Annotated in this window: 25 protein-coding genes and 3 tRNA genes; 15 read left to right on the top strand and 13 right to left on the bottom strand. The window is 57.6% G+C overall.

Annotation, left to right across the window (positions count from 1 at the left end):
• Positions 1-344 precede the first annotated feature (344 nt).
• Positions 345-635 carry a DUF1330 domain-containing protein gene (locus I9187_RS14045; RefSeq protein WP_171175344.1) on the top strand — a complete coding sequence of 97 codons (291 nt, stop codon included), beginning with the start codon at positions 345-347 and terminating at the stop codon, positions 633-635.
• 4 nt (positions 636-639) lie between these two features.
• On the opposite strand, the gene I9187_RS14040 is transcribed toward I9187_RS14045, so the two are convergent.
• A complete protein-coding gene (locus tag I9187_RS14040) occupies positions 640-3,042 on the bottom strand; it encodes a UvrD-helicase domain-containing protein (protein ID WP_171175346.1) in 2,403 nt (800 codons plus the stop codon).
• Between the two features lie 180 nt (positions 3,043-3,222).
• On the opposite strand from I9187_RS14040, the gene I9187_RS14035 reads away from it, so the two are divergent.
• From I9187_RS14035 to I9187_RS14020, 4 genes are all read left to right on the top strand, one after another.
• Positions 3,223-4,998: a diguanylate cyclase gene (locus I9187_RS14035; protein ID WP_171727830.1), complete on the top strand. Its 1,776-nt coding sequence runs from the start codon at positions 3,223-3,225 to the stop codon at positions 4,996-4,998.
• A gap of 39 nt (positions 4,999-5,037) precedes the next feature.
• Positions 5,038-6,159 carry an alpha-hydroxy acid oxidase gene (locus tag I9187_RS14030; protein WP_171175356.1) on the top strand — a complete coding sequence of 374 codons (1,122 nt, stop codon included), beginning with the start codon at positions 5,038-5,040 and terminating at the stop codon, positions 6,157-6,159.
• Between the two features lie 161 nt (positions 6,160-6,320).
• Positions 6,321-9,758, top strand: a complete 3,438-nt coding sequence (locus I9187_RS14025) for a pyruvate carboxylase (protein WP_171175358.1) — start codon at positions 6,321-6,323, stop codon at positions 9,756-9,758.
• Between the two features lie 78 nt (positions 9,759-9,836).
• Complete coding sequence (locus I9187_RS14020; RefSeq protein ID WP_171175360.1) at positions 9,837-10,220, top strand: MAPEG family protein; 384 nt, start codon at positions 9,837-9,839, stop codon at positions 10,218-10,220.
• Between the two features lie 13 nt (positions 10,221-10,233).
• Here I9187_RS14020 and I9187_RS14015 read toward each other — a convergent pair whose 3' ends face one another.
• On the bottom strand, positions 10,234-10,386 hold the full coding sequence (locus tag I9187_RS14015; RefSeq protein WP_171175362.1) for a hypothetical protein: 153 nt from the start codon (positions 10,384-10,386) through the stop codon (positions 10,234-10,236).
• A gap of 148 nt (positions 10,387-10,534) precedes the next feature.
• On the opposite strand from I9187_RS14015, the gene I9187_RS14010 reads away from it, so the two are divergent.
• The 3 genes from I9187_RS14010 (at position 10,535) to I9187_RS14000 (ending at position 11,665) form a co-directional block, all read left to right on the top strand.
• Positions 10,535-10,609 (top strand) — tRNA-Gly (locus tag I9187_RS14010).
• A 33-nt stretch (positions 10,610-10,642) separates the two neighbouring features.
• Positions 10,643-10,717, top strand: a tRNA-Gly gene (locus I9187_RS14005).
• An 81-nt stretch (positions 10,718-10,798) separates the two neighbouring features.
• A complete protein-coding gene (locus I9187_RS14000) occupies positions 10,799-11,665 on the top strand; it encodes a GNAT family N-acetyltransferase (RefSeq protein ID WP_209509441.1) in 867 nt (288 codons plus the stop codon).
• Here the strand turns inward: I9187_RS14000 and I9187_RS13995 are convergent.
• On the bottom strand, positions 11,662-11,901 hold the full coding sequence (locus tag I9187_RS13995) for an Lrp/AsnC ligand binding domain-containing protein (RefSeq protein ID WP_050602861.1): 240 nt from the start codon (positions 11,899-11,901) through the stop codon (positions 11,662-11,664). The genes I9187_RS14000 and I9187_RS13995 overlap by 4 nt on opposite strands.
• Before the next feature lie 154 nt (positions 11,902-12,055).
• On the opposite strand from I9187_RS13995, the gene hisB reads away from it, so the two are divergent.
• Positions 12,056-12,643 carry an imidazoleglycerol-phosphate dehydratase HisB gene (hisB, locus tag I9187_RS13990; RefSeq protein ID WP_171175366.1) on the top strand — a complete coding sequence of 196 codons (588 nt, stop codon included), beginning with the start codon at positions 12,056-12,058 and terminating at the stop codon, positions 12,641-12,643.
• Positions 12,644-12,728: 85 nt separating this feature from the next.
• Positions 12,729-13,367 carry an imidazole glycerol phosphate synthase subunit HisH gene (gene hisH / locus I9187_RS13985; RefSeq protein ID WP_171175368.1) on the top strand — a complete coding sequence of 213 codons (639 nt, stop codon included), beginning with the start codon at positions 12,729-12,731 and terminating at the stop codon, positions 13,365-13,367.
• A 3-nt stretch (positions 13,368-13,370) separates the two neighbouring features.
• On the opposite strand, the gene I9187_RS13980 is transcribed toward hisH, so the two are convergent.
• Positions 13,371-13,772, bottom strand: a complete 402-nt coding sequence (locus tag I9187_RS13980) for a DUF2147 domain-containing protein (RefSeq protein WP_171175370.1) — start codon at positions 13,770-13,772, stop codon at positions 13,371-13,373.
• Positions 13,773-13,906: 134 nt separating this feature from the next.
• On the opposite strand from I9187_RS13980, the gene hisA reads away from it, so the two are divergent.
• Entirely contained in the window at positions 13,907-14,626 is a 720-nt protein-coding gene (gene hisA / locus I9187_RS13975; protein ID WP_171175372.1) for a 1-(5-phosphoribosyl)-5-[(5-phosphoribosylamino)methylideneamino]imidazole-4-carboxamide isomerase, read from the top strand.
• 1 nt (position 14,627) lies between these two features.
• Here hisA and I9187_RS13970 read toward each other — a convergent pair whose 3' ends face one another.
• Complete coding sequence (locus tag I9187_RS13970; RefSeq protein WP_245223227.1) at positions 14,628-15,074, bottom strand: DUF302 domain-containing protein; 447 nt, start codon at positions 15,072-15,074, stop codon at positions 14,628-14,630.
• A gap of 120 nt (positions 15,075-15,194) precedes the next feature.
• On the opposite strand from I9187_RS13970, the gene hisF reads away from it, so the two are divergent.
• The 3 genes from hisF to I9187_RS13955 all read left to right on the top strand — a co-directional run bounded on the left by hisF (position 15,195) and on the right by I9187_RS13955 (position 16,911).
• On the top strand, positions 15,195-15,956 hold the full coding sequence (gene hisF, locus I9187_RS13965; RefSeq protein WP_171175374.1) for an imidazole glycerol phosphate synthase subunit HisF: 762 nt from the start codon (positions 15,195-15,197) through the stop codon (positions 15,954-15,956).
• Entirely contained in the window at positions 15,953-16,270 is a 318-nt protein-coding gene (locus I9187_RS13960; protein ID WP_171175376.1) for a phosphoribosyl-ATP diphosphatase, read from the top strand. The genes hisF and I9187_RS13960 overlap by 4 nt, the downstream gene beginning before the upstream one ends.
• Before the next feature lie 68 nt (positions 16,271-16,338).
• Positions 16,339-16,911: a hypothetical protein gene (locus I9187_RS13955; RefSeq protein WP_171175378.1), complete on the top strand. Its 573-nt coding sequence runs from the start codon at positions 16,339-16,341 to the stop codon at positions 16,909-16,911.
• Here the strand turns inward: I9187_RS13955 and I9187_RS13950 are convergent.
• The 4 genes from I9187_RS13950 to rlmB all read right to left on the bottom strand — a co-directional run bounded on the left by I9187_RS13950 (position 16,908) and on the right by rlmB (position 19,198).
• Complete coding sequence (locus I9187_RS13950; RefSeq protein WP_171175380.1) at positions 16,908-17,378, bottom strand: CoA-binding protein; 471 nt, start codon at positions 17,376-17,378, stop codon at positions 16,908-16,910. The genes I9187_RS13955 and I9187_RS13950 overlap by 4 nt on opposite strands.
• Before the next feature lie 196 nt (positions 17,379-17,574).
• Positions 17,575-18,027 carry a YHS domain-containing (seleno)protein gene (locus I9187_RS13945; RefSeq protein ID WP_174836676.1) on the bottom strand — a complete coding sequence of 151 codons (453 nt, stop codon included), beginning with the start codon at positions 18,025-18,027 and terminating at the stop codon, positions 17,575-17,577.
• A gap of 103 nt (positions 18,028-18,130) precedes the next feature.
• Entirely contained in the window at positions 18,131-18,286 is a 156-nt protein-coding gene (locus I9187_RS13940; protein ID WP_348540108.1) for a hypothetical protein, read from the bottom strand.
• Between the two features lie 141 nt (positions 18,287-18,427).
• Complete coding sequence (rlmB, locus tag I9187_RS13935; RefSeq protein ID WP_171175384.1) at positions 18,428-19,198, bottom strand: 23S rRNA (guanosine(2251)-2'-O)-methyltransferase RlmB; 771 nt, start codon at positions 19,196-19,198, stop codon at positions 18,428-18,430.
• 116 nt (positions 19,199-19,314) lie between these two features.
• Here rlmB and I9187_RS13930 point away from each other — a divergent pair.
• Positions 19,315-19,398: transfer RNA gene (locus tag I9187_RS13930), tRNA-Tyr, on the top strand.
• A gap of 319 nt (positions 19,399-19,717) precedes the next feature.
• Here I9187_RS13930 and I9187_RS13925 read toward each other — a convergent pair.
• The 4 genes from I9187_RS13925 to I9187_RS13910 form a co-directional block, all read right to left on the bottom strand.
• Positions 19,718-20,239, bottom strand: a complete 522-nt coding sequence (locus tag I9187_RS13925; RefSeq protein ID WP_171175386.1) for a DUF2478 domain-containing protein — start codon at positions 20,237-20,239, stop codon at positions 19,718-19,720.
• Positions 20,240-20,308: 69 nt separating this feature from the next.
• Positions 20,309-20,974, bottom strand: a complete 666-nt coding sequence (locus I9187_RS13920) for an NnrU family protein (protein ID WP_171175388.1) — start codon at positions 20,972-20,974, stop codon at positions 20,309-20,311.
• A 105-nt stretch (positions 20,975-21,079) separates the two neighbouring features.
• Positions 21,080-23,146 (bottom strand): ABC transporter permease subunit, encoded by a 2,067-nt coding sequence (locus I9187_RS13915; RefSeq protein WP_171175390.1) that lies wholly within the window; start codon positions 23,144-23,146, stop codon positions 21,080-21,082.
• On the bottom strand, positions 23,143-24,192 hold the full coding sequence (locus tag I9187_RS13910) for a betaine/proline/choline family ABC transporter ATP-binding protein (RefSeq protein ID WP_171175391.1): 1,050 nt from the start codon (positions 24,190-24,192) through the stop codon (positions 23,143-23,145). The genes I9187_RS13915 and I9187_RS13910 overlap by 4 nt, the downstream gene beginning before the upstream one ends.
• Position 24,193 lies beyond the last annotated feature (1 nt).

Genomic DNA, 24,193 nt, shown 5'->3' with positions numbered 1-24,193 from the left:
CTTCCTCCTCCCATTAGGGTCTGTAATCAGCGGCAACGTCTTTCCTCCTCCCTGACGTTGCCGCACCCTATACCGGCCTCAAGATGCCGGAACGTGATACATCGAGGCTCTCCTCCTCCCTGCCTTGATGTTGAAAGCGCGCGGCGACGTCGTCCTCCTCCCTGACGTCGCCGCGTCTTCCCCATACCGGGCTCAAACCCGGGTTCGTATACATCAGGGCTCTCTTCCTCCCTGCTCTGATGTTGACAAGACGGCGGTTCCCTCCTCCTCCCTGGGAACCGCCGTTTTTTGTTTTTCTGACACTGGTGTAAGATGGCCCTCTGATTTCTGATCCGGAGGACGCCATGGCCGCCTATTTCATCGCGCAGATCGACATCCACGACCCGGATGGGTATCAGGATTATCTGGCGGGGTTCATGCCGATCTTTGATCGCCACGGCGGCCGTTTGCTCACCGTTTCTTCCAAACCGGTCGAACGTATCGAAGGCGATTGGCCGGAAGGTGGAATTGTGCTGATGGAGTTTCCGGACCTTGCCGCAGCGAAAGCCTGGAAAGATGACCCCGACTACATCGCACTGGCAACGATCCGACAGGCCACGGCATCGACCAATCTGGTTCTTGTTGAAGGATTATGATGCCTTAGAACGGAACGTCATCTTTGTTGGTCAGGAATCGTGACACCACTTTCTTGGTGCCCGCCTTATCGAAATCGACCTCGACCTTATCGCCCTCGATACCGATGATCGCGCCATAGCCGAATTTCTGGTGGAAAACGCGCTCACCCAGCGTAAAGCTGGCCAGGGCGGTGGCGTCGATCACCGTGTTCCGACTTTCGCGGGGTTGTGACGTGCCATATTGCCCCTGCCGCGCTTGCATCCGTTTCCAGCCCGGTGAGTTATAGACATTGGCTTCGGCTGCGCGGGATTCGATTCCCGCTGTCTGGTGCCCGCCGCCATAGAGGCCGGGAGGAGTCAGAACCTCTACATGCTCTTCCGGCAATTCGTCGATGAAACGCGAAGGCATGGAGTTCTGCCATTGCCCAAAAACCCGCCGGTTGGCGGCAAAGGAAATCGTACAAACCTCTTCCGCGCGGGTGATGCCGACATAGGCCAGGCGACGCTCTTCCTCGAGCCCCTTGAGCCCGGATTCGTCCATCGACCGCTGTGAGGGGAACAACCCGTCCTCCCATCCTGGCAGGAAAACAACCGGGAATTCGAGCCCCTTGGCGGCGTGCAGGGTCATGATCGAAACCTTGGCCCCATCCGAATCCTGTTCGTTGTCCATGACAAGGCTGACATGTTCCAAAAACCCCTGAAGGTTTTCGAAATTGTCCAGTTGGTTGACCAGTTCCTTAAGGTTTTCCAAACGCCCCGGCGCTTCAGGGGTCTTGTCGTTCTGCCAATGAGCAGTGTAGCCGGATTCGTCGAGGATGATCTGGGCCAGTTCGATATGCGTATGCTCGGGCGCACCGAACCGCAGGGGTGATCCGTCATCAATCACCGAGTCGTCGTCTACCTCGATCCGCGGGCCGCGCGTCATCGCGTTCCACCGCGCCAGCCCATCAATCAACTCGCGCAGGGCTTTGCCACCCTTCCCCTTGATCAGCCCATTGTCGACGGCGATCCGTGCCCCATCAACCAGAGAAACACCGTTTTCACGTGCAGTCATCTGAATGGTCTGCTGCGCCTTGTCGCCAAGGCCGCGTTTTGGAGTGTTCACTATACGCTCAAAGGCCAGATCGTCTTCGGGGCTGATCACCAGCCGGAAATAGGCCATGGCATCGCGAATCTCCATCCGTTCATAGAATCGCGGGCCGCCGATCACTTTGTAAGGCAGACCAATGGTCAGGAAGCGGTCTTCGAACGCGCGCATCTGGTGCGAGGCGCGGACGAGGATGGAGATTTCATCCAGGTTCACCGGGCGGATACCGCGCGTACCGCCTTGCATTGCGTCGATTTCCTCGCCAATCCAGCGGGCCTCTTCCTCGCCATCCCAATGGCCGATCAGGTTGACCTTGTGACCTTCCTCAGCATCGGTCCAGAGCTCTTTGCCCAGCCGGTTTTCGTTGCCTCGAATGACGTTCGATGCAGCTGCTAGAATATGCGGGGTCGAGCGGTAGTTCTGCTCCAGCCGCACCACATAAGCGCCCGGGAAATCCTTTTCGAACCGCAAGATGTTGCCCACTTCGGCCCCGCGCCAGCCGTAAATCGACTGATCGTCGTCCCCCACACAACATATATTTTTGTGCCCACCGGCCAGCAATCGCAGCCAAAGGTATTGGGCGACGTTGGTATCCTGATACTCGTCCACCAGAATGTAGCGGAACCAGCGTTGGTATTGCTCCAAAACGTCCGGATGGGTTTGGAAGATCGTGACCATATGCAGCAGAAGGTCGCCGAAATCTACCGCATTCAACTGTCGCAGGCGCGTCTGGTACTGAGCGTAAAGCTCGATACCCTTATTGTTGTAGGCCCCAGCATCGGCAGAAGGCACCTTGTCCGGTGTCAGCGCGCGGTTCTTCCAATCGTCAATAATCCCCAGCAAGTGCCGCGGCGGCCAACGCTTCTCATCAATGTTATTCACTTTCAGCAACTGCTTTATAAGCCGCAGTTGGTCGTCCGCATCCAAAATAGTGAAGTTTGATTTAAGATCGACCAACTCTGCGTGACGTCGAAGCAATTTAGCGCTAATTGAATGAAAAGTACCAAGCCAACGCACAGGTTCTTGGACCGAATAAGGAGTATTCTCCAAACGAACTTGCATCTCTTTCGCGGCCTTGTTGGTGAAGGTCACTGCTAAAATCTCGTTCGCCCTGACCCCGTGTTGCTCTATCAGATGCGCAACACGTGCCATCAACGTCCTTGTTTTTCCTGTACCCGCACCGGCCAATATCAAAAGGGGGCCGTCGACTTTTTCGACCGCATCTCCCTGTGCAGGGTTAAGACCCTTCTTGTACTCGCCTTTCGGCTCTGAAAACCGAGCCATAGCCCGCGCCGACAGCGATGCGCCCTCGAAGGCGTCCATTTCGTCAAAACTGCTCATGGATCCAAACTACGCTGGATCAGCCCGAAGGGAAAGAGTTTGTTCACGGCTTGTTCACAGGCTTTTAACACTTCTTTTTGCATTAATTCGAAACAAAGAAACGACCATCGCCGCTCAAAAGTTAACCCACTGTCAAACTCAGGGCCGGATGCTGATCCCATTGCTGTGGGAGCGGGAAAGATGGAACAGACGAATCCGACGACAGGATCATCGCGTTTGAAAATGGTGGGTGCGGGCCTGATGCTGGTCGTTCTGACGGTAGCAGCCGGTTGGGGCATCTACGCGGTCCCGGCACCGGTGGTGGATCGCATGCTGGAAGCAGACCTGCGCAAAAGCGCCGTGCGGCTGAGCCGTCAGGTCGAAAGCAATTTAAGCAGTCTGGAGGCGACATTCCGCGATCATTCGCTCAGCCCGCATGACCAGGATTTTCTGAATCTGTTGCCAGAAACCTCGGACATCTACCGGTTCAAACTGTTCGATGCATCAGGCAACGTATTTTGGTCGACCCGCAGCAGTGACGTTGGCTCGGTGAACACAAAACCTTACTTTAAGTCTGTCGTTGCCGCCGGCGGCCTTTATTACAAACACGAAGAGAAACCTATCACGGAAATTGACTCCTTTGACCCCGATCCCCGCGGGAATAAGGGGCTGAACAGCCGTCATGTCGCCGAGGTCTATACACCGATTATCAAAGATGCGACGTTTCTGGGGGCAATCGAATTCTATTCGGACATCACGGACCTAAGGAATCTGTTCATCACTCGGGTGCGCTTGTCTCTGGCTATCCTCAGCGGAGTGGCGTTGCTGGCCCTGACAACTGTGATCCTGATTGTCCACCGCACCAACCTGCGTCAAGTGCGCGACCTTCGCAAACGAGCCGTGAAAGAGCGGGAATTGATGGACGAACAGCTGCGCTTGGCCCGCGAAGTACGCTTGCTGGGTGAGTTGAATGAATGGCTGCAATCCAGTCGATCGCTGGATGAGCTGTTCGATATGGTGTCACGCTTCATGACCCACATCCTGCCCGAGGCAGAGGGCAGCGTTTATGTCTATTCCAACTCTCGCGATGTTCTGGACGGTTGCGCCAGCTGGAATGGCGGCACGCACAAGTCGCATATTCACCCCGAAGGCTGCTGGGGATTGCGGCGTGGACGCACCTATGAATTCGGCGCATCCGAGATCGACTTTGTCTGTGAACACGCCGAACCGCATGATGGGCGACCCTATTTCTGTTTTCCCATCCTCGCGCATGGCGAAACCGTCGGCCTGCTGCATCTTAGGGCGCTTGCCGGGCGTGACGCATGTTTTCACAAAAGTCGTAAACTCGCGCAGCTGTGCGCCGAGCAGATCAGCATGGCCATTGCCAACGTCAGAATGCGCGATCAATTGCATGACCAATCGGTACGCGACCCTCTGACTGGCCTATTCAATCGTCGTCACTTGACGGAAACGCTACGCAAGTCGATCAGCCGCAGCCAAAAGACCGGAGCGGCGCTGAGTCTGATCGCCGTGGACGTGGATCATTTCAAAAAGTTCAACGACACGCATGGGCACGACGCAGGTGACATGGTCTTGCGTGCGGTTGGGGCCGCGCTGGAACAGGGCTGCGACCGCGACGAGGTGGCCTGCCGCATCGGCGGTGAAGAATTTATGTTGATCCTACCCGACAACACCCCCGAAGACGCTGTGACCCGCGCAGAGCAGCTGAGACAGGCAGTCGAAGCCGTCACCGTCCGCTATGGCGAAAAGGCCTTGCCCCGCATCACCATCTCGGTCGGGGTGGCGCATTACCCGAAGCACGGAACCATGCCACAGGATCTGATGCGCGCGGCCGACGATGCGCTTTATGTGGCCAAGGACAAAGGGCGCAACCAGGTTGAGGTAGCCAGCGAAACCCAGAATCAGGTCAAGCGACCCCTCGCCAAAGGCAAGCAGACCCACCCGGACGCGGCCTAATACCCTTGCCGAATCACGCAGCGGGTCGGATCAATGTGCATGGACCTGCACAGCACCTTTCCCGGCATACCGGATTTGAAACGTCACGCGCGCCGCCGCCTGCCGCATTTCGTATGGGAATATGTCGAAAGCGGTACAGGGGCAGAAACGACTCTGATACGAAATCGAAAGGCGCTGGATGACGTCCGCCTTTCGCCCTCGATCCTGCACGGCGAACTGGAATTTGATACATCGAGGACCTTACTGGGCCGTGATTACCCTTTGCCCTTTGGGATCGCGCCGATCGGGATGTCGGGGTTGGTCTGGCCCGACGCGGAGCGCCTGTTGGCTCAGGCAGCCGCGCGGGAAGGGATTCCGTATTCCCTGTCCACCGTGGCCAGCCAAAGCCCTGAGGACCTGGCACCACACCTGGGACCAAACGCCTGGTTTCAGCTTTACCCGCCGCGCGACCCAGACATTCGCAAGGATATGTTGGGTCGGGCGCATCAGGCCGGGTTTCGAACCCTTGTGCTGACTGTGGATGTCCCAGTAGCCTCACGCAGGGAACGACAAACCCGCTCGGGCCTGAGGCAGCCACCAAAGCTGACGCCGCGTTTGCTGGCACAGATTGCGACAAAGCCCGCCTGGGCCATGGGTATGCTGCGCAATGGCGTGCCGCATATGCGCACTCTGGACAAGTATATCGAAGATCCGGGCGATCTGCCGCCGACGGCCCATATTGGGTACCTGTTGAGGACATCACCGGGGTTGGACTATGTATCGTGGCTGCGCGATCATTGGGACGGAGGCTTTGTGGTCAAAGGCATCTTGCGTCCCGAAGATTCTGACAGACTGGAACGGGTGGGTGTGGACGCCCTGTGGGTCTCGAATCACGGAGGTCGCCAATTTGACGCAGCCCCGGCCAGCATTGAAGCTCTTCCAGCTATTCGCGACGCCACCAATTTACCGCTAATATTTGACAGCGGTATCGAAAGTGGCCTGGATGTACTGCGCGCGCTTTCCCTAGGCGCCGATTTTGTCATGCTTGGGCGCGCTTTTTTGTACGGGTTGGCGGCACTTGGCCCTTGCGGCCCCGCGCATGTCATCGATGTTCTGAGACAGGATCTGCACGCAAATATGGGTCAGATGGGTCTGGCGGCACTGTCTCAAATTGAGAGATGATGTTAATAATTTGATGCTGCAGCGCGGCATGCGTATAAGGCTACAGCGGCCAAAGGGCGTTTGCGAGCGGTAACATGCCGGTTCTACCCAGAAGAACGGATATACCTGCGCGTATTGTTCGCCCAATAACACGCCCAAACACATAAAGACCGGGACTTAATATGACAGACTTCACCAAGATCCTGATCGCCAACCGCGGCGAGATTGCCATTCGCGTTATGCGCGCAGCGAACGAGATGGGCAAACGCACTGTTGCTGTCTTTGCCGAAGAGGACAAGCTTGGCCTGCATCGTTTCAAGGCCGATGAGGCCTATCGCATTGGCGAAGGCATGGGCCCGGTTGCTGCATATCTGAGCATTGACGAGATTATCCGCGTGGCCAAGGAGTGTGGCGCGGACGCGATCCATCCGGGCTATGGCCTGCTGTCCGAGAACCCGGATTTCGTGGATGCCTGTGTGCAGAACGGGATCACCTTTATTGGCCCCAAAGCCGAAACCATGCGCGCTCTGGGCGATAAAGCCAGTGCGCGGCGTGTGGCGATTGAGGCTGGCGTTCCGGTCATCCCCGCAACCGAAGTGTTAGGTGATGACATGGACGCGATCCGGGCCGAGGCCGCCGAGATCGGTTATCCGCTGATGCTCAAGGCCAGCTGGGGCGGTGGTGGTCGGGGTATGCGCCCGATTGAGTCCGAGGACGAATTGGAAGAAAAGGTGCTGGAAGGCCGTCGCGAGGCCGAAGCCGCCTTTGGCAATGGTGAGGGCTATCTGGAAAAGATGATCACCCGCGCCCGCCACGTCGAGGTTCAGATACTGGGCGACAAGCATGGTGAGATTTATCACCTTTATGAGCGTGACTGCTCGGTCCAGCGCCGCAACCAGAAGGTGGTCGAACGCGCCCCTGCCCCATACCTGTCCGAAGAGCAGCGCGCTGAGATCTGTGAACTGGGGCGCAAAATCTGCGCCCATGTGAACTATGAGTGCGCGGGCACTGTCGAGTTCCTGATGGATATGGAAACCGGCAAGTTCTACTTCATCGAAGTGAACCCGCGCGTGCAGGTGGAACACACTGTCACCGAGGAAGTCACCGGTATCGACATCGTTCAAGCACAGATTCTGATCGCTGAAGGCAAGACCCTGGCCGAAGCCACCGGCGCTGCCAGCCAGGCGGATGTGCATCTGAACGGCCATGCGCTGCAGACCCGGATTACGACCGAAGACCCACAGAACAACTTCATCCCCGACTATGGCCGCATCACCGCCTATCGCTCGGCCACCGGCATGGGCATTCGTCTGGATGGCGGCACCGCCTATGCGGGCGGGGTGATCACGCGGTATTACGACTCGCTGCTGACCAAGGTGACGGCCAAGGCCCCGACGCCTGAGGCCGCAATTGCCCGCATGGACCGCGCCCTGCGTGAATTCCGCATTCGCGGTGTCAGCACCAATATCGACTTTGTCATCAACCTGCTGAAACACCCAACTTTCCTGTCGAATGAATACACCACCAAGTTCATCGACACGACACCCGATCTGTTCGCGTTCAAGCGCCGCCGCGACCGGGGCACCAAGGTTCTGACCTATATCGCGGACATTACGGTGAACGGGCACCCCGAGACCAAGGATCGCCCCGAACCGCGCGCCGACTTGAAAGAGGCCAAACCCCCCGCGCAAAAGGCCGAACCACAAATGGGCACCCGCAACCTGCTGGAGCAAAAGGGCCCGCAGGCTGTGGCCGACTGGATGAAGGCGCAGCGTCAACTGCTGATCACCGACACCACCATGCGCGACGGGCATCAGTCACTGCTGGCGACCCGGATGCGGTCGATCGACATGATCAAGGTTGCTCCGACTTATGCGGCCAACCTGCCGCAGTTGTTCAGTGTAGAATGTTGGGGCGGCGCAACGTTCGACGTCGCCTATCGGTTCCTGCAGGAATGCCCGTGGCAGCGTTTGCGCGACCTGCGCGAAGCGATGCCGAACCTGATGACCCAGATGCTTCTGCGTGGAGCAAACGGGGTCGGCTACACCAACTACCCCGACAACGTGGTGCAGGAATTCGTACGCCAGGCGTCCAAGAACATTGATGTCTTCCGCGTGTTCGACTCGCTGAACTGGGTTGAGAACATGCGTGTGGCGATGGACGCTGTCGTCGAGAACGGCAAGATCTGCGAAGGCACGGTTTGCTACACGGGCGACATCCTTGACCCGGATCGGGCCAAGTACGACCTGAAGTATTATGTCGGCATGGCGAAAGAGCTGCGCGACGCAGGTGCGCATATCCTTGGCCTGAAAGACATGGCGGGTCTGTTGAAACCAGCCTCGGCTAAGATCCTGATCCGCGCGCTGAAAGAAGAGGTCGGCCTGCCGATCCATTTCCACACCCATGACACCGCCGGTATCGCCAGCGCGACCATTCTGGCCGCGTCCGATGCGGGTGTGGACGCCGTGGACTGCGCGATGGACAGCTTCTCGGGCAACACGTCACAGGCAACGCTGGGCACCGTGGTCGAGGCCCTGCGCCACACCGACCGCGACACCGGGCTGGACATCAAGGCAATCCGCGAGATCAGCGACTACTTCGAAGCGGTTCGCGGTCAGTATGCGGCCTTCGAATCCAGCCTGCAGGCCCCGGCGTCCGAGGTCTATCTGCACGAGATGCCCGGGGGTCAGTTCACCAACCTCAAGGCGCAGGCGCGTAGCCTGGGTCTGGAAGAGCGCTGGCACGAGGTCGCCCAGATGTATGCCGACGTAAACCAGATGTTCGGTGACATCGTGAAAGTGACGCCGTCGTCGAAGGTTGTTGGCGACATGGCGCTGATGATGGTCAGCCAAAACATGACCCGCGAACAGGTCGAGGACCCGGCAACTGACGTCGCCTTCCCCGACTCGGTCGTGGACATGATGCGTGGCAATCTGGGTCAGCCTCCGGGTGGGTTCCCCGACACCATCATCAAGAAGGTGCTGAAGGACGAGGCCCCCAACACAGAACGCCCCGGCAAGGACGTGCCTGCGGTTGATCTGGAAGCCACCCGCGCCGAACTGTCCAAGCAGCTGGAAGGCAAAGACGTCGATGACGAGGACCTGAACGGCTACCTGATGTATCCCAAGGTGTTCCTGGACTACATGGGACGTCATCGGATCTATGGCCCTGTCCGAACTCTGCCTACACGCACCTTCTTCTACGGCATGGAGCCGAGCGAAGAGATCACGGCCGAGATTGACCCGGGCAAGACGCTGGAGATCCGCTGTCAGGCGATTGGCGAGACCGATGAAAACGGCGAAGTCCGCGTGTTCTTTGAACTGAACGGCCAACCCCGTGTCATCCGGGTACCGAACCGGATGGTCACATCAAGCACTCAGGCCCGGCCCAAGGCTGAAACCGGCAACCCCGATCACGTCGGCGCACCAATGCCGGGGGTCGTGGCAACGGTTGCCGTAACTGCGGGACAAGAGGTCAAGGAAGGCGACATGCTGTTGACCATCGAGGCGATGAAAATGGAAACCGGCATCCACGCCGAACGCGACGCAACCGTCAAAGCTGTTCACGTGCAACCAGGCGGCCAGATCGACGCAAAAGACCTGCTCGTCGAACTGGAATAAGCCGTCGAACCAGCTAAAGTTCAAAGGGCCGTGCGGGAAACCGTGCGGCCCTTTTCAATGCTGGAACGGAGACAGACCATGCTTGCAATCACACCGATCTACGCGGCCCTGATCGCAATCCTGTACGTAGCGCTCAGCGTCAAAGTGATTCTACAGCGCCGTAGCGACAAAATTTCGGTCGGCGATGGCGGCAGCAAACTTATGATCAAGGCGATACGCACGCATTCCAATTGCGCCGAATACGCACCCATCGGCCTTTTGCTGATCGCAATGGTAGAGTTGCAAGGCGCAGGTAGCCTGACGTTACACGTGTTGGGCCTGATGCTGTTGGCCGGGCGTCTGTTGCACGCATACGGTTTTGGCAGAACGCCGCAGATCGTCATTCTGCGACAGCTTGGAATGGGGCTGACGTTCACAGCAATATTGGTAACCGCGATCGCGAATCTGGTCCTGGCCCTCTGACTGTAGGCGGGGTTTATCCCGCCAACACCAGCGTTTCGACCAGTGGCGCGCGCATCAGGACTGGGTCGACCTCGACCACCTTGTCCTCAACCCGTGCGCATAGCATCGTGGTCAATATGATCAGCGCGGCCAACAGCGCCATTTTCATATCAGCTATACGTGCCATTTTCATTCTTCAGCCCCTCTTATTTTTTCACGCTCTAGATTTTCAACGAGCTGGGCTCGGATTTCCGTCGAAAGATTTTTCCTCTTTTTTGCGTTTTTCCGCTTGCAGCCTCGCGTGGGAATTTATACATCCCTCCTCACTCAACGGCGCGGGCGTAGCTCAGGGGTAGAGCATAACCTTGCCAAGGTTAGGGTCGGGCGTTCGAATCGCCTCGCCCGCTCCATTGAGAGGTCTTTGGACCACATATGTATCTGATGCGGGCGTAGCTCAGGGGTAGAGCATAACCTTGCCAAGGTTAGGGTCGGGCGTTCGAATCGCCTCGCCCGCTCCAGATACCAACCGATCCGAACATGCTGGTTCTTTGCAGCGCGTTGCGCCATTCTGGTCGCATTACGCAATGCAGGATTACCCGATGTCTGATTATATCATTCGCCCACTCACTGCTGCCGAAGTCCAGCACGCTGTGGATTGGGCCGGTCGCGAAGGATGGAACCCCGGCGTACACGACGCCGAGTGCTTTCGCCCAACGGACCCGGACGGGTTTCTGGGCGGATTTCTGGATGGAGAGATGATTTCCTCGGTCTCGGCGGTGAATTACAACGCCGATTTCGCGTTTCTGGGCTTTTACATCGTTAAACCCGAGTTCCGGCACCATGGTCATGGGCTTGAGATAGCGCAACATGCGCTTGCTCATTGCGGCAGTCGTAACATGGGTCTGGATGGCGTTGTCGAGCAGCAGGAAAATTATCGCAAATCCGGCTTTACCTTCGCGTATAACAACTACCGATTTGCCGGAACAAAAACGCGGATGCTGGCGAAGCTGGGTACATCTTCGAATGATTGCGTAGCGGATCTGAGCAGTGCGTCAGATGAATTGAAAGCCTATGACCGCGACATGTTTCCCGCTGCACGCGATCTGTTCCTTGAAAGCTGGCTCAGCGCTTACAATCACGTATCAAAGGTCTATTCCGACAATGGCAGAATCCAAGGCTACGCAACGCTGCGCCCTTGCATCACCGGATACAAGGTTGGTCCGCTGTTTGCAGACAATACCGACATTGCAAGGGCTCTGTTAGCAGCTCTGCTGACGGCGATTCCCGAAGACCACAACGAGCATGAGGTTTTTGTGGACATGCCACAGCCCAACACATCAGCCTTCGCTTTGGCCGACGCGCTTGGACTGGACAAAGTGTTTGAAACCGCCCGGATGTATTCCAGCCATCAGCCGGATATCGATCTGGACCGAATCTTTGGCGTGACGACGTTCGAACTGGGCTAGAACGCCTTGAATGTCATGGTGGTCAGCGAGCGTTCGATGTTAGGGATCACTAGCAAGTGTTCGTTGATGAAGTGGCCCACATCCTCGGTCTCGGGGATATATAGCTTCAGAAGCAGGTCATATTCGCCGCTGGTGGAATACAGTTCGGAATGAATTTCGCGCAGGGCGATTTCTTCGGCCACCTTATAAGTGGTGCCGGGTTTGCAGCGGATCTGGATAAAAACGCAGGTGGACATAGTGTGACCCTATCGGTTCGTGTTGCTTGCAAGCTGACACGGGGCACAGCCGGGTGCAATCCCCTGCAACAGTTTGGCCTGAATGCCACCTATGGTCTGGATAAGGCAGCCCAACCCCGTCTATAAGCGCGCCTGTAGCAAAAGGAATTCGCCCATGCGCAGCGCTTCGATCAGCCGCAAGACCGCCGAGACCGAGATCACGGTTCAGGTCAATCTGGATGGCACCGGCACCTATGACAACCAGACCGGTGTTGGCTTCTTTGACCACATGCTGGATCAGCTGGCGCGCCACTCGCTGATCGACATGACGATCAGTGCCAAGGGTGATTATCACATCGACGACCATCACACGGTCGAAGATACCGGCATCGCGCTGGGTCAGGCACTGACGCAGGCTCTGGGCGATAAGAAAGGCATCCGCCGTTATGGCGAATGTCATCTGCCTATGGACGACGCACAAGTGCGCTGCGCGCTGGACTTGTCGGGCCGTCCGTTCCTGATCTGGAATGTAGACTTGCCCACGCAGAAGATCGGCACGTTCGACACAGAGCTTGTGCGAGAGTTTTTTCAGGCGCTCAGCACACATGGCGGCATCACCCTGCACATCGACCAGTTGCACGGCTTCAACAGCCATCACATTGCCGAGGCGGCTTTCAAAGCTGTCGCGCGCGCTTTGCGTGATGCAGTCGAAACCGATCCACGCAAGGCGGATGCGATTCCATCGACCAAGGGTGCTTTGTAGGCGGTGGTAAGGGGCGCCGCCCCTCTTGGCCTTTGGCCAATTCACCCCGCCGTATTTGGAACAAGAAGAAGAACAGGTCCGTATCATGTTGACTGCGATCATTGATTATGAGTCGGGCAATCTGCACTCGGCCGAGAAGGCTTTTCAGCGCATGGCGCGTGAATTGGATGCCGGTGAGGTTGTTGTGACCTCGGACGCAGACGTCGTGGCGCGTGCGGATCGTTTGGTGTTGCCGGGTGATGGGGCCTTTCCGGCCTGTGCCGCCGAGCTGCGGGGACACAGAGGTATCTATGATGCGATGGTCGAGGCAGTCGAGCAAAAGGGACGACCGTTTCTGGGCATCTGCGTTGGGATGCAACTGATGGCCACCAAGGGCCATGAATACAGCGAAACCGATGGTTTGGGCTGGGTTGCAGGTGATGTTGTCCGAATTGAGCCTTCGGATGCAGCCCTAAAAGTCCCCCATATGGGCTGGAATGATCTGGTCCTGGAAAGCGATCATCCAGTGTTCGATGGGGTGAAATCCGGTGATCACACGTATTTCGTCCACTCCTACCATTTTCGTGTGAGCGACCCAGCACAGCGGCTGGCTTACGTTGATTATGGGCAAGAGGTCACGGCCGTGATTGGCCGCGACACGATGGTTGGGATGCAGTTCCACCCCGAGAAAAGTCAGGACGTTGGGCTGCGTATGCTGGGCAACTTCCTGACCTGGAACCCCTGAGGGTTACTGGACGCGCGTCCAGGTTTGGCCGCGACAGATCAAACCACCCGCCACACAACCCTTGACGGTCAGCTTGTTCTGCCCGTCCAGCGACATTTTCGAATTGTAGGTCTTGTCGCGGTCCGGGGCCCAGATCTTGCCGCTGTCATAGCTGCCGCTACCTTCGGGCACCATGTCCCAGATGATCTGTTTACCCAGATTTTCGTATTCCAGCTGCTGGTTCCCATCCGCATCAAAGGCGCTGTCGATTGTGCCGCAAATCGCGCTCCCGCATTCGGAAATCGTGACATGCAGGTAACCACCCGTGTCACCCGGCGCAGTCTTCCATAGCCCGTCAACAGGATCTGCTGCCAAAGCACTGGTCGCAAGAAGCGACAAACCCGCTGCAAACGTAAATTTCTTCATGATTTTCTCCCTGTTTTGAGGGCAGTCTGACCCGCCAAGGACCGACGGGCAAGAATGACCCAGCGTCGCGTTGCATCCCCTGCCCTGCCTGTGCGATATCCCGCGCGTGTAACAAAGATATAGGGCCGCCCGACATGATCCTCTACCCCGCCATCGACCTCAAAGACGGCAATGCCGTACGCCTGCTGCGCGGTGAAATGGACAAGGCCACCGTGTTCAATGAAGACCCTGCCGCACAGGCCCGCGCCTTTGTCGAGGCGGGATGCGAGTGGCTTCATCTGGTCGATCTGAACGGCGCGTTTGCGGGTGAACCGGTTAACGCCGCCCCGGTCGAGGCGATACTGAAAGCCTGCGACGTGCCCGCTCAGTTGGGTGGCGGTATCCGCGACATGGCCACGATCGAAACATGGATCGGCAAGGGTTTGGCGCGGGTCATTTTGGGCACAGTTGCGGTCGAAAACCCTGATCTGGTGCGCGAAGCGGCGAAAGCTTTTCCCGGCAAAGTCGCTGTGGGCATTGATGCGCGCAACGGTATGGTGGCGACTAAAGGCTGGGCCGAAGAGACTGACGTGCAGGTCACCGATCTGGCCCGCAGTTTCGAAGACGCAGGCGTGGCCGCAATCATCTATACTGACATCAACCGTGATGGCGCGATGCAGGGCCCGAACATCGAGGCGACAGCAGCCCTCGCTCAGGCGGTTTCTATCCCCGTGATTGCGTCGGGTGGCGTCAGCTCTTTGGAAGACCTGATCGCCCTGCGCGACTGTGGTGTCGAACTGGACGGCGCGATCTCGGGTCGGGCGCTGTATGATGGCGCGATTGACCTGGCCGAGGCCATTCGCGCCCTTAACTGAGCTACTGCGCGGCAGCGGCAGTCAGTTTCGCCAAAGCGCCGCGCATCTTTTCGATGACGGGTGACTTTTCGACCTCATCCAGCTCATCCATCGTTTCCTTGGGGTCTTCATAGGCCAGCCAGACCTGACCGCTGGCGTCCTCATAGGCTTGCACCTTGAGCGGCAGGAACAACCCAGCACGCGGGTCGATCTGCATGGCTGGCGTGCCCAGCGCAGGGTTACCGAAAATCAGCACCTGATTGGCAGGAATGGGTGTACCGACCTTTTCCGCTCCGGCCGCATGGTCGATTCGCGCAAACACGGTGGCCCCGGCATTGCCAACTGCTGCTTCCAACGCATCCAGCGCCTCAGCCACGGATTTACTTGTTTGAACTTTGATGATGTCGTCAGCCATGGCGGATAGTGCGCCCCCGAATGTTAGAATTGAAGCCAGAAGAAGATGTTTCATCTCGATAATCCTTTTCATGAATTTCACCCCTAATTTCCATGGCTTCACGATGGATCACAATCACAAGTCTGGCATCAGCGGTGCTTTGCCGGTAAAGGTCCGGCAACGAAGGACACCCAGATGCTGAAAACCCGGATCATTCCCTGTCTTGATGTCGCCGATGGCCGCGTGGTCAAAGGCGTGAATTTCGTTGGCCTGCGCGACGCGGGCGACCCGGTGGAATCGGCCAAGGCCTATGACGCCGCCGGCGCTGACGAGATATGTTTTCTGGACATCCATGCGACCCACGAAAACCGCGGAACGATGTTTGATGTGGTGCAGCGCACGGCTGAGCAGTGCTTTGTCCCACTGACAGTGGGTGGCGGTGTACGCACCAAGGAAGATGTGCGCGCCCTGCTGCTGGCTGGGGCGGACAAGGTCAGTTTCAACTCGGCCGCCGTCGCCAACCCGAACGTGATCGCGGAAGCGGCTGACCAGTTTGGCAGTCAATGCATCGTTTGCGCCATAGACGCCAAGACCGTCAGCCCCGGAAAGTGGGAAATTTTCACCCATGGTGGGCGAAAGCCTACCGGTATTGATGCGGTCGATTTTGCCAAAACAGTTGTTGCCAAAGGGGCCGGAGAAATCCTTCTGACCTCGATGGATCGTGACGGCACAAAAGCCGGGTTCAACTTGCCCCTGACCCGCGCCATTTCCGACGCGGTGAATGTACCGGTGATCGCCAGCGGAGGTGTCGGCAATCTGGACCATCTGGTGGAAGGTGTCACCAAAGGCGGCGCAAGCGCCGTGCTGGCGGCCTCGATCTTTCATTTCGGCGAATACACCATCCGCGAAGCCAAGGAACACATGGCCGCTGCGCGCATTCCGATGAGGCTAACATGAGCATCCTGCACGATCTGGCCTTCACGATTGAGGCCCGCAAAGACGCAGACCCGGACTCCAGTTGGACAGCCAAGCTGCTGGCCAAAGGTCCCGAGAAATGTGCAGAGAAGTTTGGCGAAGAAGCTGTTGAGGCGATCATCGAGGCCGTCAAGGATGACAAAACCAGGCTGACCTCTGAGGCGGCTGATGTTCTGTATCACCTTCTGGTCATGCTGGCCTCGCGGAACGTGGCACTGGATGATGTCCTGACCGAACTGGCACGTCGTCAGGGCGTCAGCGGTATCGCGGAAAAGGCTTCCCGCCCTAAGAGGTAACACCTGGGTTCCGCGTCGCTGTTTGGACCGCTATACTTGGACGTCAGATTGGCAGCCGAGGGCGCGACATGATCCGAGTTTTGATGCTTGTGGCAACGCTTGCCATCGTCGCGGGCTGCTCTGCGCCACCGCCCTCGACCGGGGACCAGGTTCAACGCCTGGCAACTGAAATTCAAAGTTTGGGTCCTGACATAGATCCCGAAGAAGCCCAACGAGCGGCGCAGGTTGCCTACGCCTACACCGCACAGCTGGTCGATGAATACCAGATCACTGACCCGCCATTGATCCACAACGCAAAGGTCAACAAAGGCGTGCGCCCACGCGGGCTCTGCTGGCACTGGGCCGAGGACATTGAGCGTCGTCTGAAGCAGGAAAATTTCCAAACGCTTGAGATGCATCGCGCCATAGCCAATGCCGATAATCCGCTGAGAATCGACCACTCCACAGCGATCATCAGCCGCAAGGGGGAATCGTTGTATGACGGTGTCGTACTGGACCCGTGGCGCTATGGCGGGGTGTTGTTCTGGTCTCCGCTGGTCGAGGACACCCGTTACGAATGGGTGCCGCGCGACGTGGTGCTAGAGAAGCGGCGACAGGAACAGGTGGCCCGGCTGAAACCCTATCAGCCAGCAACGCCCTAAAGTTTGGACGAGATGATTCCGGTCGAAAATCCGCCCATGCGCAGCTCGCCAAACAGGCGCTGATACTCGATCTTGGGACAGCGGTTCATCACTACGTCAACGCCCCGTGCTTCGGCCTTTGCCTCCGCTTCGGCATGTTCAACCCCGATCTGCATCCAAATCGTGCTGAGAGAGGGAAAAACGTCCAGAGCTTCGTCAACGATAGGCGGCACAGCTTCGGACCGCCGAAAAATATCCACCATATCCACAGGCTCGGTTATGTCCGAAAGACTACCTCGCACTGTCTGACCGAATAGGTCTTTGCCTGCATGGCCTGGATTGACCGGGATCACATCAAATCCCTTCAAGGTTAGATAGCGCGCCACGTAGAAACTGGGTCGCACAGGGTTCAACGACACTCCTACAACGGCAACCGTCTTGGTGCGTTGCAGAATGGTCTTGAGGTGCTGATCGGGATAATTTGACATGCCCTATCCTTAACAGGGTTATCAAAAGAAAAAAGCGCCCAAGACAGCTTGGGCGCCAGTTGTTGGAACGAGGGACAGTGAAATGACCCGCGGCAGTTCCGTTCCGCGGTCACTGTGACATTTAGGCATGAGTTGGTGAAAAAAAAGAGGGGGCGCGCATTTTTGTGATGACTTTTCACAATTAGCTGATTCTTGCCTAGTTGTGGTACAAGATCACCGGCCAGTTTTCTTCTGCCATTTCAATGAATTCCGCCCTATCCTGCTGCCACATCATCTCAATCTGCTTTGAGTGCGTCAGATACAGGCGGCCATCGACCACCTGCCACGCATTGGGATCGGTGCTTTTCAGAACCCCTTTGGCCATCGCGTAAGAACAATACCCGCCAAACTGCGGAGCAAAGGCCCGGGGGTTGCTTTCAAAGCGCTCTCGGTTTTCCGCAGATGAAAAATGCCATTTTGCCCCTTTCCACATCACAGCGTTTTCCGGGGCACCCATAACGGGCGTCGCGCCTTCGAAGTAGGTCACGGGATCATACCCGGCCATCGCCACACCTTCGGTGGCGAAATAGACGGGATTGTCCTGCGCGGAAACGGCAGAAGAAAGGAATACAGCGCTTAGCGCGCCAAGGATGGAACGTTGGATCAGCATCGCCACGTCAGAATCTGGAGCCTTGAGGTATCAACATGCAAGTTTTCGGCGGTAACGGAAGCCCCGTTGACAAGGATGTGATCGAGTTTCAACGCAAGGGCGCCTAGTCGAAAATATCCTCAATCACGTCCCAGGCTTCGTCAAACACACGTGAGAACACGCTCTTTTTCTTCTTTTTACGTTTTGCCCTTGAATGCACCATATGAGACACGGCAGGTCGCGCCTGTTTTTCTTTCACGGCCTTACGCTTTGGAATCATCTTGAGATCATGTAGCGGAGCACCGCAGCTTGAACAGCTAAGCTCATGCCGCTCTTTTCCCTTCAGGACCAGGGCCGCACGAGTGCCGCAATAACAGCAGGTGGCGATTTTGGATGGACCGGAAATGGCGCTCTCCTTTGCTCAGGAACGAGATGCATATAAGGCGATTGCCGCCGCGTTTGAGACATTCAGTGACCCAAACCCGCCTGCTGCGTCAATTTTCACCAACTGATCGACGGTTTCTTTGGTCTTCTGCCGCAAGCCCGGGCCTTCGGCACCAAGCACAAGCGCCACGGGGCGATCATGCCCCTCGACCAACGCACCTTCGATCGTCATATCGGCTTCGCCGTCCAGTCCAAGAACCAGAAACCCCATGCCCTGAAGCTCGATGATCGCGTCTGCAAGGTTGCGCACCCGCAAATATGGTTGGCGTTCCAGCGCACCGCTGGCGGTTTTGGCCAGCGCCCCTGTTTCAGGTGCAGAGTGATGCCGCGTACCTATCACAGCGCTGGCCCCCAAAACTTCGGCTGAGCGCAGAATCGCCCCGACGTTATGCGGATCGGTCACGCGATCCAGCAGGATGACGCGCGGGTTTTCCCGACCGATACAGTTTTCGGCCAGACCGCCCCAATCCAAAGGCTTGACCTCAAGCGCAGCACCCTGGTGAACCGAACCAGCATCAATAGGCGCGGTGAACTTGCGTGGATCAACCATCTCGGCTTCAATCCCAGCAAACTCAATGGCTTCCGCCAGCTTGTCACGGGCGTTACGTGTCACGATCAGGCGCAATTTCTGACGATTTGGGTTCATCAAAGCATCCCGCACCGCATGCAAGCCGAACAGCCAGACGGTTTCGGCCGCAGCGGCTTTACGCGCCTGTTCCTTTTCGACGACCCATTTGGGTTTCTTCATTTTATGGGCCTCCGGGCCGAGAATTCGGTTTCCTGCGCCAAAGCGAAATTTTCCTGTTGACGCTCCTTTGGTGCGCTAGTAATCACGCCTCCACGTCAGGTGCAACGCCTGACAGTGGGCGACAGGCCGCAAGGTGTGGCAGGGGACTGTAACTCCCTCGCGGAGACGCACGCCTGGTTCGATTCCAGGGTCGCCCACCATCTTTCCAACTGAGCGTGAAGATGTGCAGAGTGTGTTTTTGGCACGCTGTGATCGGGTTGGTTGGCGTTGTGCGCGGTTGAAAAAAACCAAGGTTTAAGAACCAACCGTTTGATCTGATTACACTGTTGCGAAGCACTTCCCGGTGCCCTTGATCATTTTCGTTTCCAGAGGGGTATTGAAGCCGCGACAGCATCACCGCCTGTAAGACGCAGTCCAAGTCTGTCTGGTTTTTTCCGGGCTGAAGCCCCTGCAATATCGAAAAAAGGCGCTGAATGCGCTTCGGCGCCTTTTTTACCCTGTTTTTAGGGGTTTACTACCTTACTCTGCCGCCGTGCGCAGTTCTGAAACCTTGTTGAACCACGCCTCGATTGCATCTAGGTCCGCCGGGAGGGCTTCCGCAGCGCCGTCCGCGAACGCCTGAAACTTTTCTTCGTTCAACCCGTTCACGCCGACCAGCACCGGGATGTCCATCGCCAATGCTTCGCCGATCACAGGGCGGAATCCTCGGCCATCCGATTCGTGCTTGCCGAATTTGTTGATGATCAGCAACTGGGGTGCTTTTTCAAGCGAAGCAGTCACATACCCAACCGCCTGTTCCAGCGCTGCGGGGTCCAGGCGGCAACCGCGCGACTGTGTTCCTAGAGATTGCGAAATGCGGATGGTCTCACCCTTTGGCAGCACGCGCACATCCATATCGCATTTGCTGCTGTCCGCGCATTCGGTGTTGGTCTGAACAACGCCCGCCAGTTTCGCGCCCGAAGCCAGCAGGTGTTCTGCAACAGCGCTTAACAGGCGATCAGTGGCGCCGCGATCGGTAGTGGTGACATAGGCCAGATTCATCTTGGACCTCTTGTTTTTCATTTCGACATTTCAAATAGCACGCTCAGGCGTATCCGACCACTCCCCCAGCTACGGAAACGGAGACAGACCGATCACAGGAGCGTGCAGGTGAAGAAGAACCGCATAGGCGGCAAGTGCGGTCATCCATACCCAGGGACGTGGCCAAGAGCGCGGCGCACGGAGTGAAAAGCGCGCAGTATTTCGAGACAACCGGACCCATTCAATCCCCATTTCGCTAAGTTTGCGACGGTCGATCAAAGACATGCCCATGGCTGCGAAACCGGCAAACAGGCCAAACAGGATGACATGTGACAGGCTGCCATTGGCCAGCAAATGTGCCAATGCCCACAACATCAACGCGGCAAGGACCGGGTGGCGGGTGGTGCGCAGGATACCGGGCTGCTCTGGGTCAAAGGTCCGGTTGCCTAACCCGCCAAACGAGAACGGATTTTGAATGGCAAGCCCCGCAAGGGCCAGCCAACAGACGACCGGCATGATCAGAACTGGCACCCAACGTAATACTGGAAACGGTGGAATGACCTCCACATAAGGTGCGTTTGCGGCTGCAATGATCAGCCAGACCAACACAGCCAGCGACAGGATCGAATACCCTGCAAAATACCCGCGATGCCCCAGCGTTCCGATTAGCCACCCGCGCACCGCCGGCCGCACGGGAATTGCGTGGCTGAGAAGGAACGTGACAAGCGCTGCGAGAAATAGAACCCAACCGGTCATGGTGATCTCCGAACGTATTGGGATCGGTCTAGATCAGGATGGCGGCGACTTCCTTGTCCGAAATCAAGTTTTGCGCAGGGGCAGACATGCCGCCCCTGCCCTGTGTTACAAGCCAAGTGCCGCGCGGCGTTCTTCGGCAAAGCCCTGCACGATGCGGTCTGCGATCAGTGCCAGAATCGCCATCGCGGCCCCGGCCGAAATTCCCAGCCCGACATCCGCCTGACCCAGCGCCAGATAGATCGACTGACCCAAGCCGGTGGTCCCGATCAACGCCGCGATGACCAGCATCGCAAAGGCATAAAGGATGGTTTGGTTCAGCCCCAGCAGTATGGTCGGTGCAGCATAAGGTGCACGTACATCCCGCATGATCTGCCACTCGGTCGCACCGCTGGAGACAGCGGCCTCCATCATTTCTTCTGGCGTGTTGACCAGCCCATGCCGCGTATAGCGGATCATGGGGACGATGGCGTAGGCACAGATTGCGAGAAAGGCCGAGAACTCACCGATCTGGAACACCATCAGCACGGGGATCAGGAACACAAACAATGGAATCGTCTGCAGCATATCGCAGATCGGGCGGACCACTTTCCACACAGGCTCCCATACCGCGCTGGCAAGGCCGATCAGACCGCCGACAACTGCGCAGGAAAACACTGCTGCACCACTGAGGTAGAGCGACAGAAGCGCCCTTTCCCAAAGACCTGAAACAAGAATGGTGCACAGCAGACCCACGCATAGCGCGGCAAGACGCCAACCGCCCGCAACCCAGCCCAGAGCAGCCGCTCCGGTCAAGACAAAAGGCCATGGCAGGTTCGCGATGCCGGTTTCCAGCATTCCGATCAGGATCAAAACAATCAAGCCACCCGTCAGCCGCCCACGCCATGCCATCAGCAGCGTAATCACAGCACCAACGGTGAACAGGCCGTAGCTCATGCCCGCTGTCCACTGAAAGCCCCAGGTGAAAGGCAGAACTGCCTGATCCAGCCCGATCCGCAAAGGCAGCAGCACATAGAACAGCGAATTGTTCTTCAGCGCATCCAGCCAGGGGCCATTGTTTTGCGTAAACGCCGTCAGGCCGCTGTCTACGGCTTCGGCCATGGGGTCCAGAAGGGTCAGTTCGGACGGGTTCGGCAGCCACGCCCAGAAGGCGGCCGTGAAGATAATAGCAAAGCCCAGCATGGCCCAGACAACGCGGCTGTCATAGCGCTTGCGCTCGGTTGCCAGCGTGCCGCTCATCCGGTCGATCACCACGGCAAAGACCACGATGACCAGACCAGCCATCAGCGATTCACCGAACTGCGCCTTGCGCATGGTCAGCAGAACCTCCCAGCCGATATCGTTGAAACCTCCGATAACGGCGGCAATGATGACCATCGACAAGGCGGCCATCAGACATTGGTTCACACCGACCATGATCTGCGTTGTGGCAGCAGGGATTTCGACCTGAAACAATTGCTGGAACCGAGTGCCACCAGACATGATGGCGGCTTCTTTGATCTCGGGCTCGACCCGCTCCAACCCCAGCATCACATTGCGCGCCATAGGCGGCGCAGCGTAGATGGCCGAGGCGATCAGGCCAACAACAGGCCCAAAGCCGAACAGCAGCAAAAGCGGTGTCAGATACGCAAAGGTCGGCACCGTCTGCATCACATCCAGAACGGCTTGAACAAAGGTTTTAACCTTCGGCACTTCATTGGCAAGGATGCCGATACCACCCCCCAAAATAAGTGCCACCGGGACCGACACGGCAACAAGGGCCAGCGTATTCATGCTCTCAGCCCAATAGCCGGACGCCAGTACAAAACTGAGCCCCAGAAAACCCAACGCGGCCATGGGCATTCCGCCCAGATACCAGCCCAGCGCGGTCACAATCCCGATCAGAATGGGCCATGGCGTATTGCCTAACACGAAATTCGCCCAGTTCATTGGATAGGTCATCATGTCCGAGAACAGCCGCATCGCCGGTTTGATCAGGTTGAGAAACCAGTCAAGAAATGCCCCAACCCATTGGGTTGCAGGCAGTTCCCATGCGGCAGGCCATTTGGCCAGCCACGGGGCGATGCCCTCAAACGCAAGGCAAACCGCACCGACGATGACCGTGATCAAAGCAGCCTTCGCACCCGCCGTCAGGTACGCGCTGTGTTGCGTCGGAAGATCAGTGACAGCGGTCATGCTTCGTCCACCTGCAATGCGGAGGCCAGATCCGAGGGATGAACCGTGCCGACGACATTGCCGCTGGCATCCCGCACCGGCACGGGCTCGTACAGTTCCATGCAATGCGCAAGGGCGGCATCCAGCGTCATCGAAGTGGTCAGGCCGGGATCGTCCGGACCACATTCCGCCTCGCTCCGCATGACCGAAGCGACCTTGGCGTGCTGACCCTTGGCCACGTCCTTGGAAAACTCGCGCACATAATCATCAACCGGTCGCAGCACGATATCAGTTGGGGTACCGATCTGAACGATCTTGCCGTCGCGCATGATCGCGATGCGGTCAGCGAGTTTCAGCGCCTCTTGAATATCGTGGGTGATGAAGACGATAGACTTCTTCAATGTCGCCTGAATGCGCAGAAATTCGTCCTGCAACTGGCGACGGATCAACGGGTCGAGGGCCGAAAATGGCTCGTCCAGAAACCAGATATCGGGGTTCACGGCCAAGGACCGCGCGATGCCTACTCGCTGACGCTGACCACCTGAAAGCTGGCGAGGAAAGCTGTCTTCGCGCCCTTCCAGACCGACGAGTGAGATAACTTCCTGCGCCCTTGCCAGACGTTCCTTTTTGCTCACGCCTTGCACGCGCAGCGGATAAGCGACGTTTTCGGCAACGGTCATGTGCGGGAACAGGCCAAAGTGCTGGAACACCATACCCAGCTTTTTGCGGCGCAACTCGGTCAAGGCCTTCTTTGAGGCTCCGATGACATTTGCGCCGTCGACCCGAATCTCGCCTCCCGTGCCGGGCAACAGTTGCGAGATACAACGGATCAACGTGGATTTACCCGAGCCTGACAGGCCCATGATGACGAACAGTTCGCCTTCTTTGACCTCGAAATTGGCATCCTGCACCGCCGGGATGAATCCGTTTTCCCGCAGATCGGAGGCGGCCTTATCAGCGTCATTCCCTGACCGAGACAGCGCGTCGGTCAGGGCCTTTTCAGCGCCGGGGCCAAAGACCTGCCAGAGGTTCTGGCAGGCAATGGCTGGCATAGTCGCGTCAGTCACT

It is taken from the genome of Ruegeria sp. HKCCE4148, from assembly GCF_017872495.1.
Classification (GTDB): domain Bacteria; phylum Pseudomonadota; class Alphaproteobacteria; order Rhodobacterales; family Rhodobacteraceae; genus Ruegeria.
Note: the sequence above shows the minus strand (reverse complement) of the source record. Positions and strands in the feature narration are given on the sequence as shown.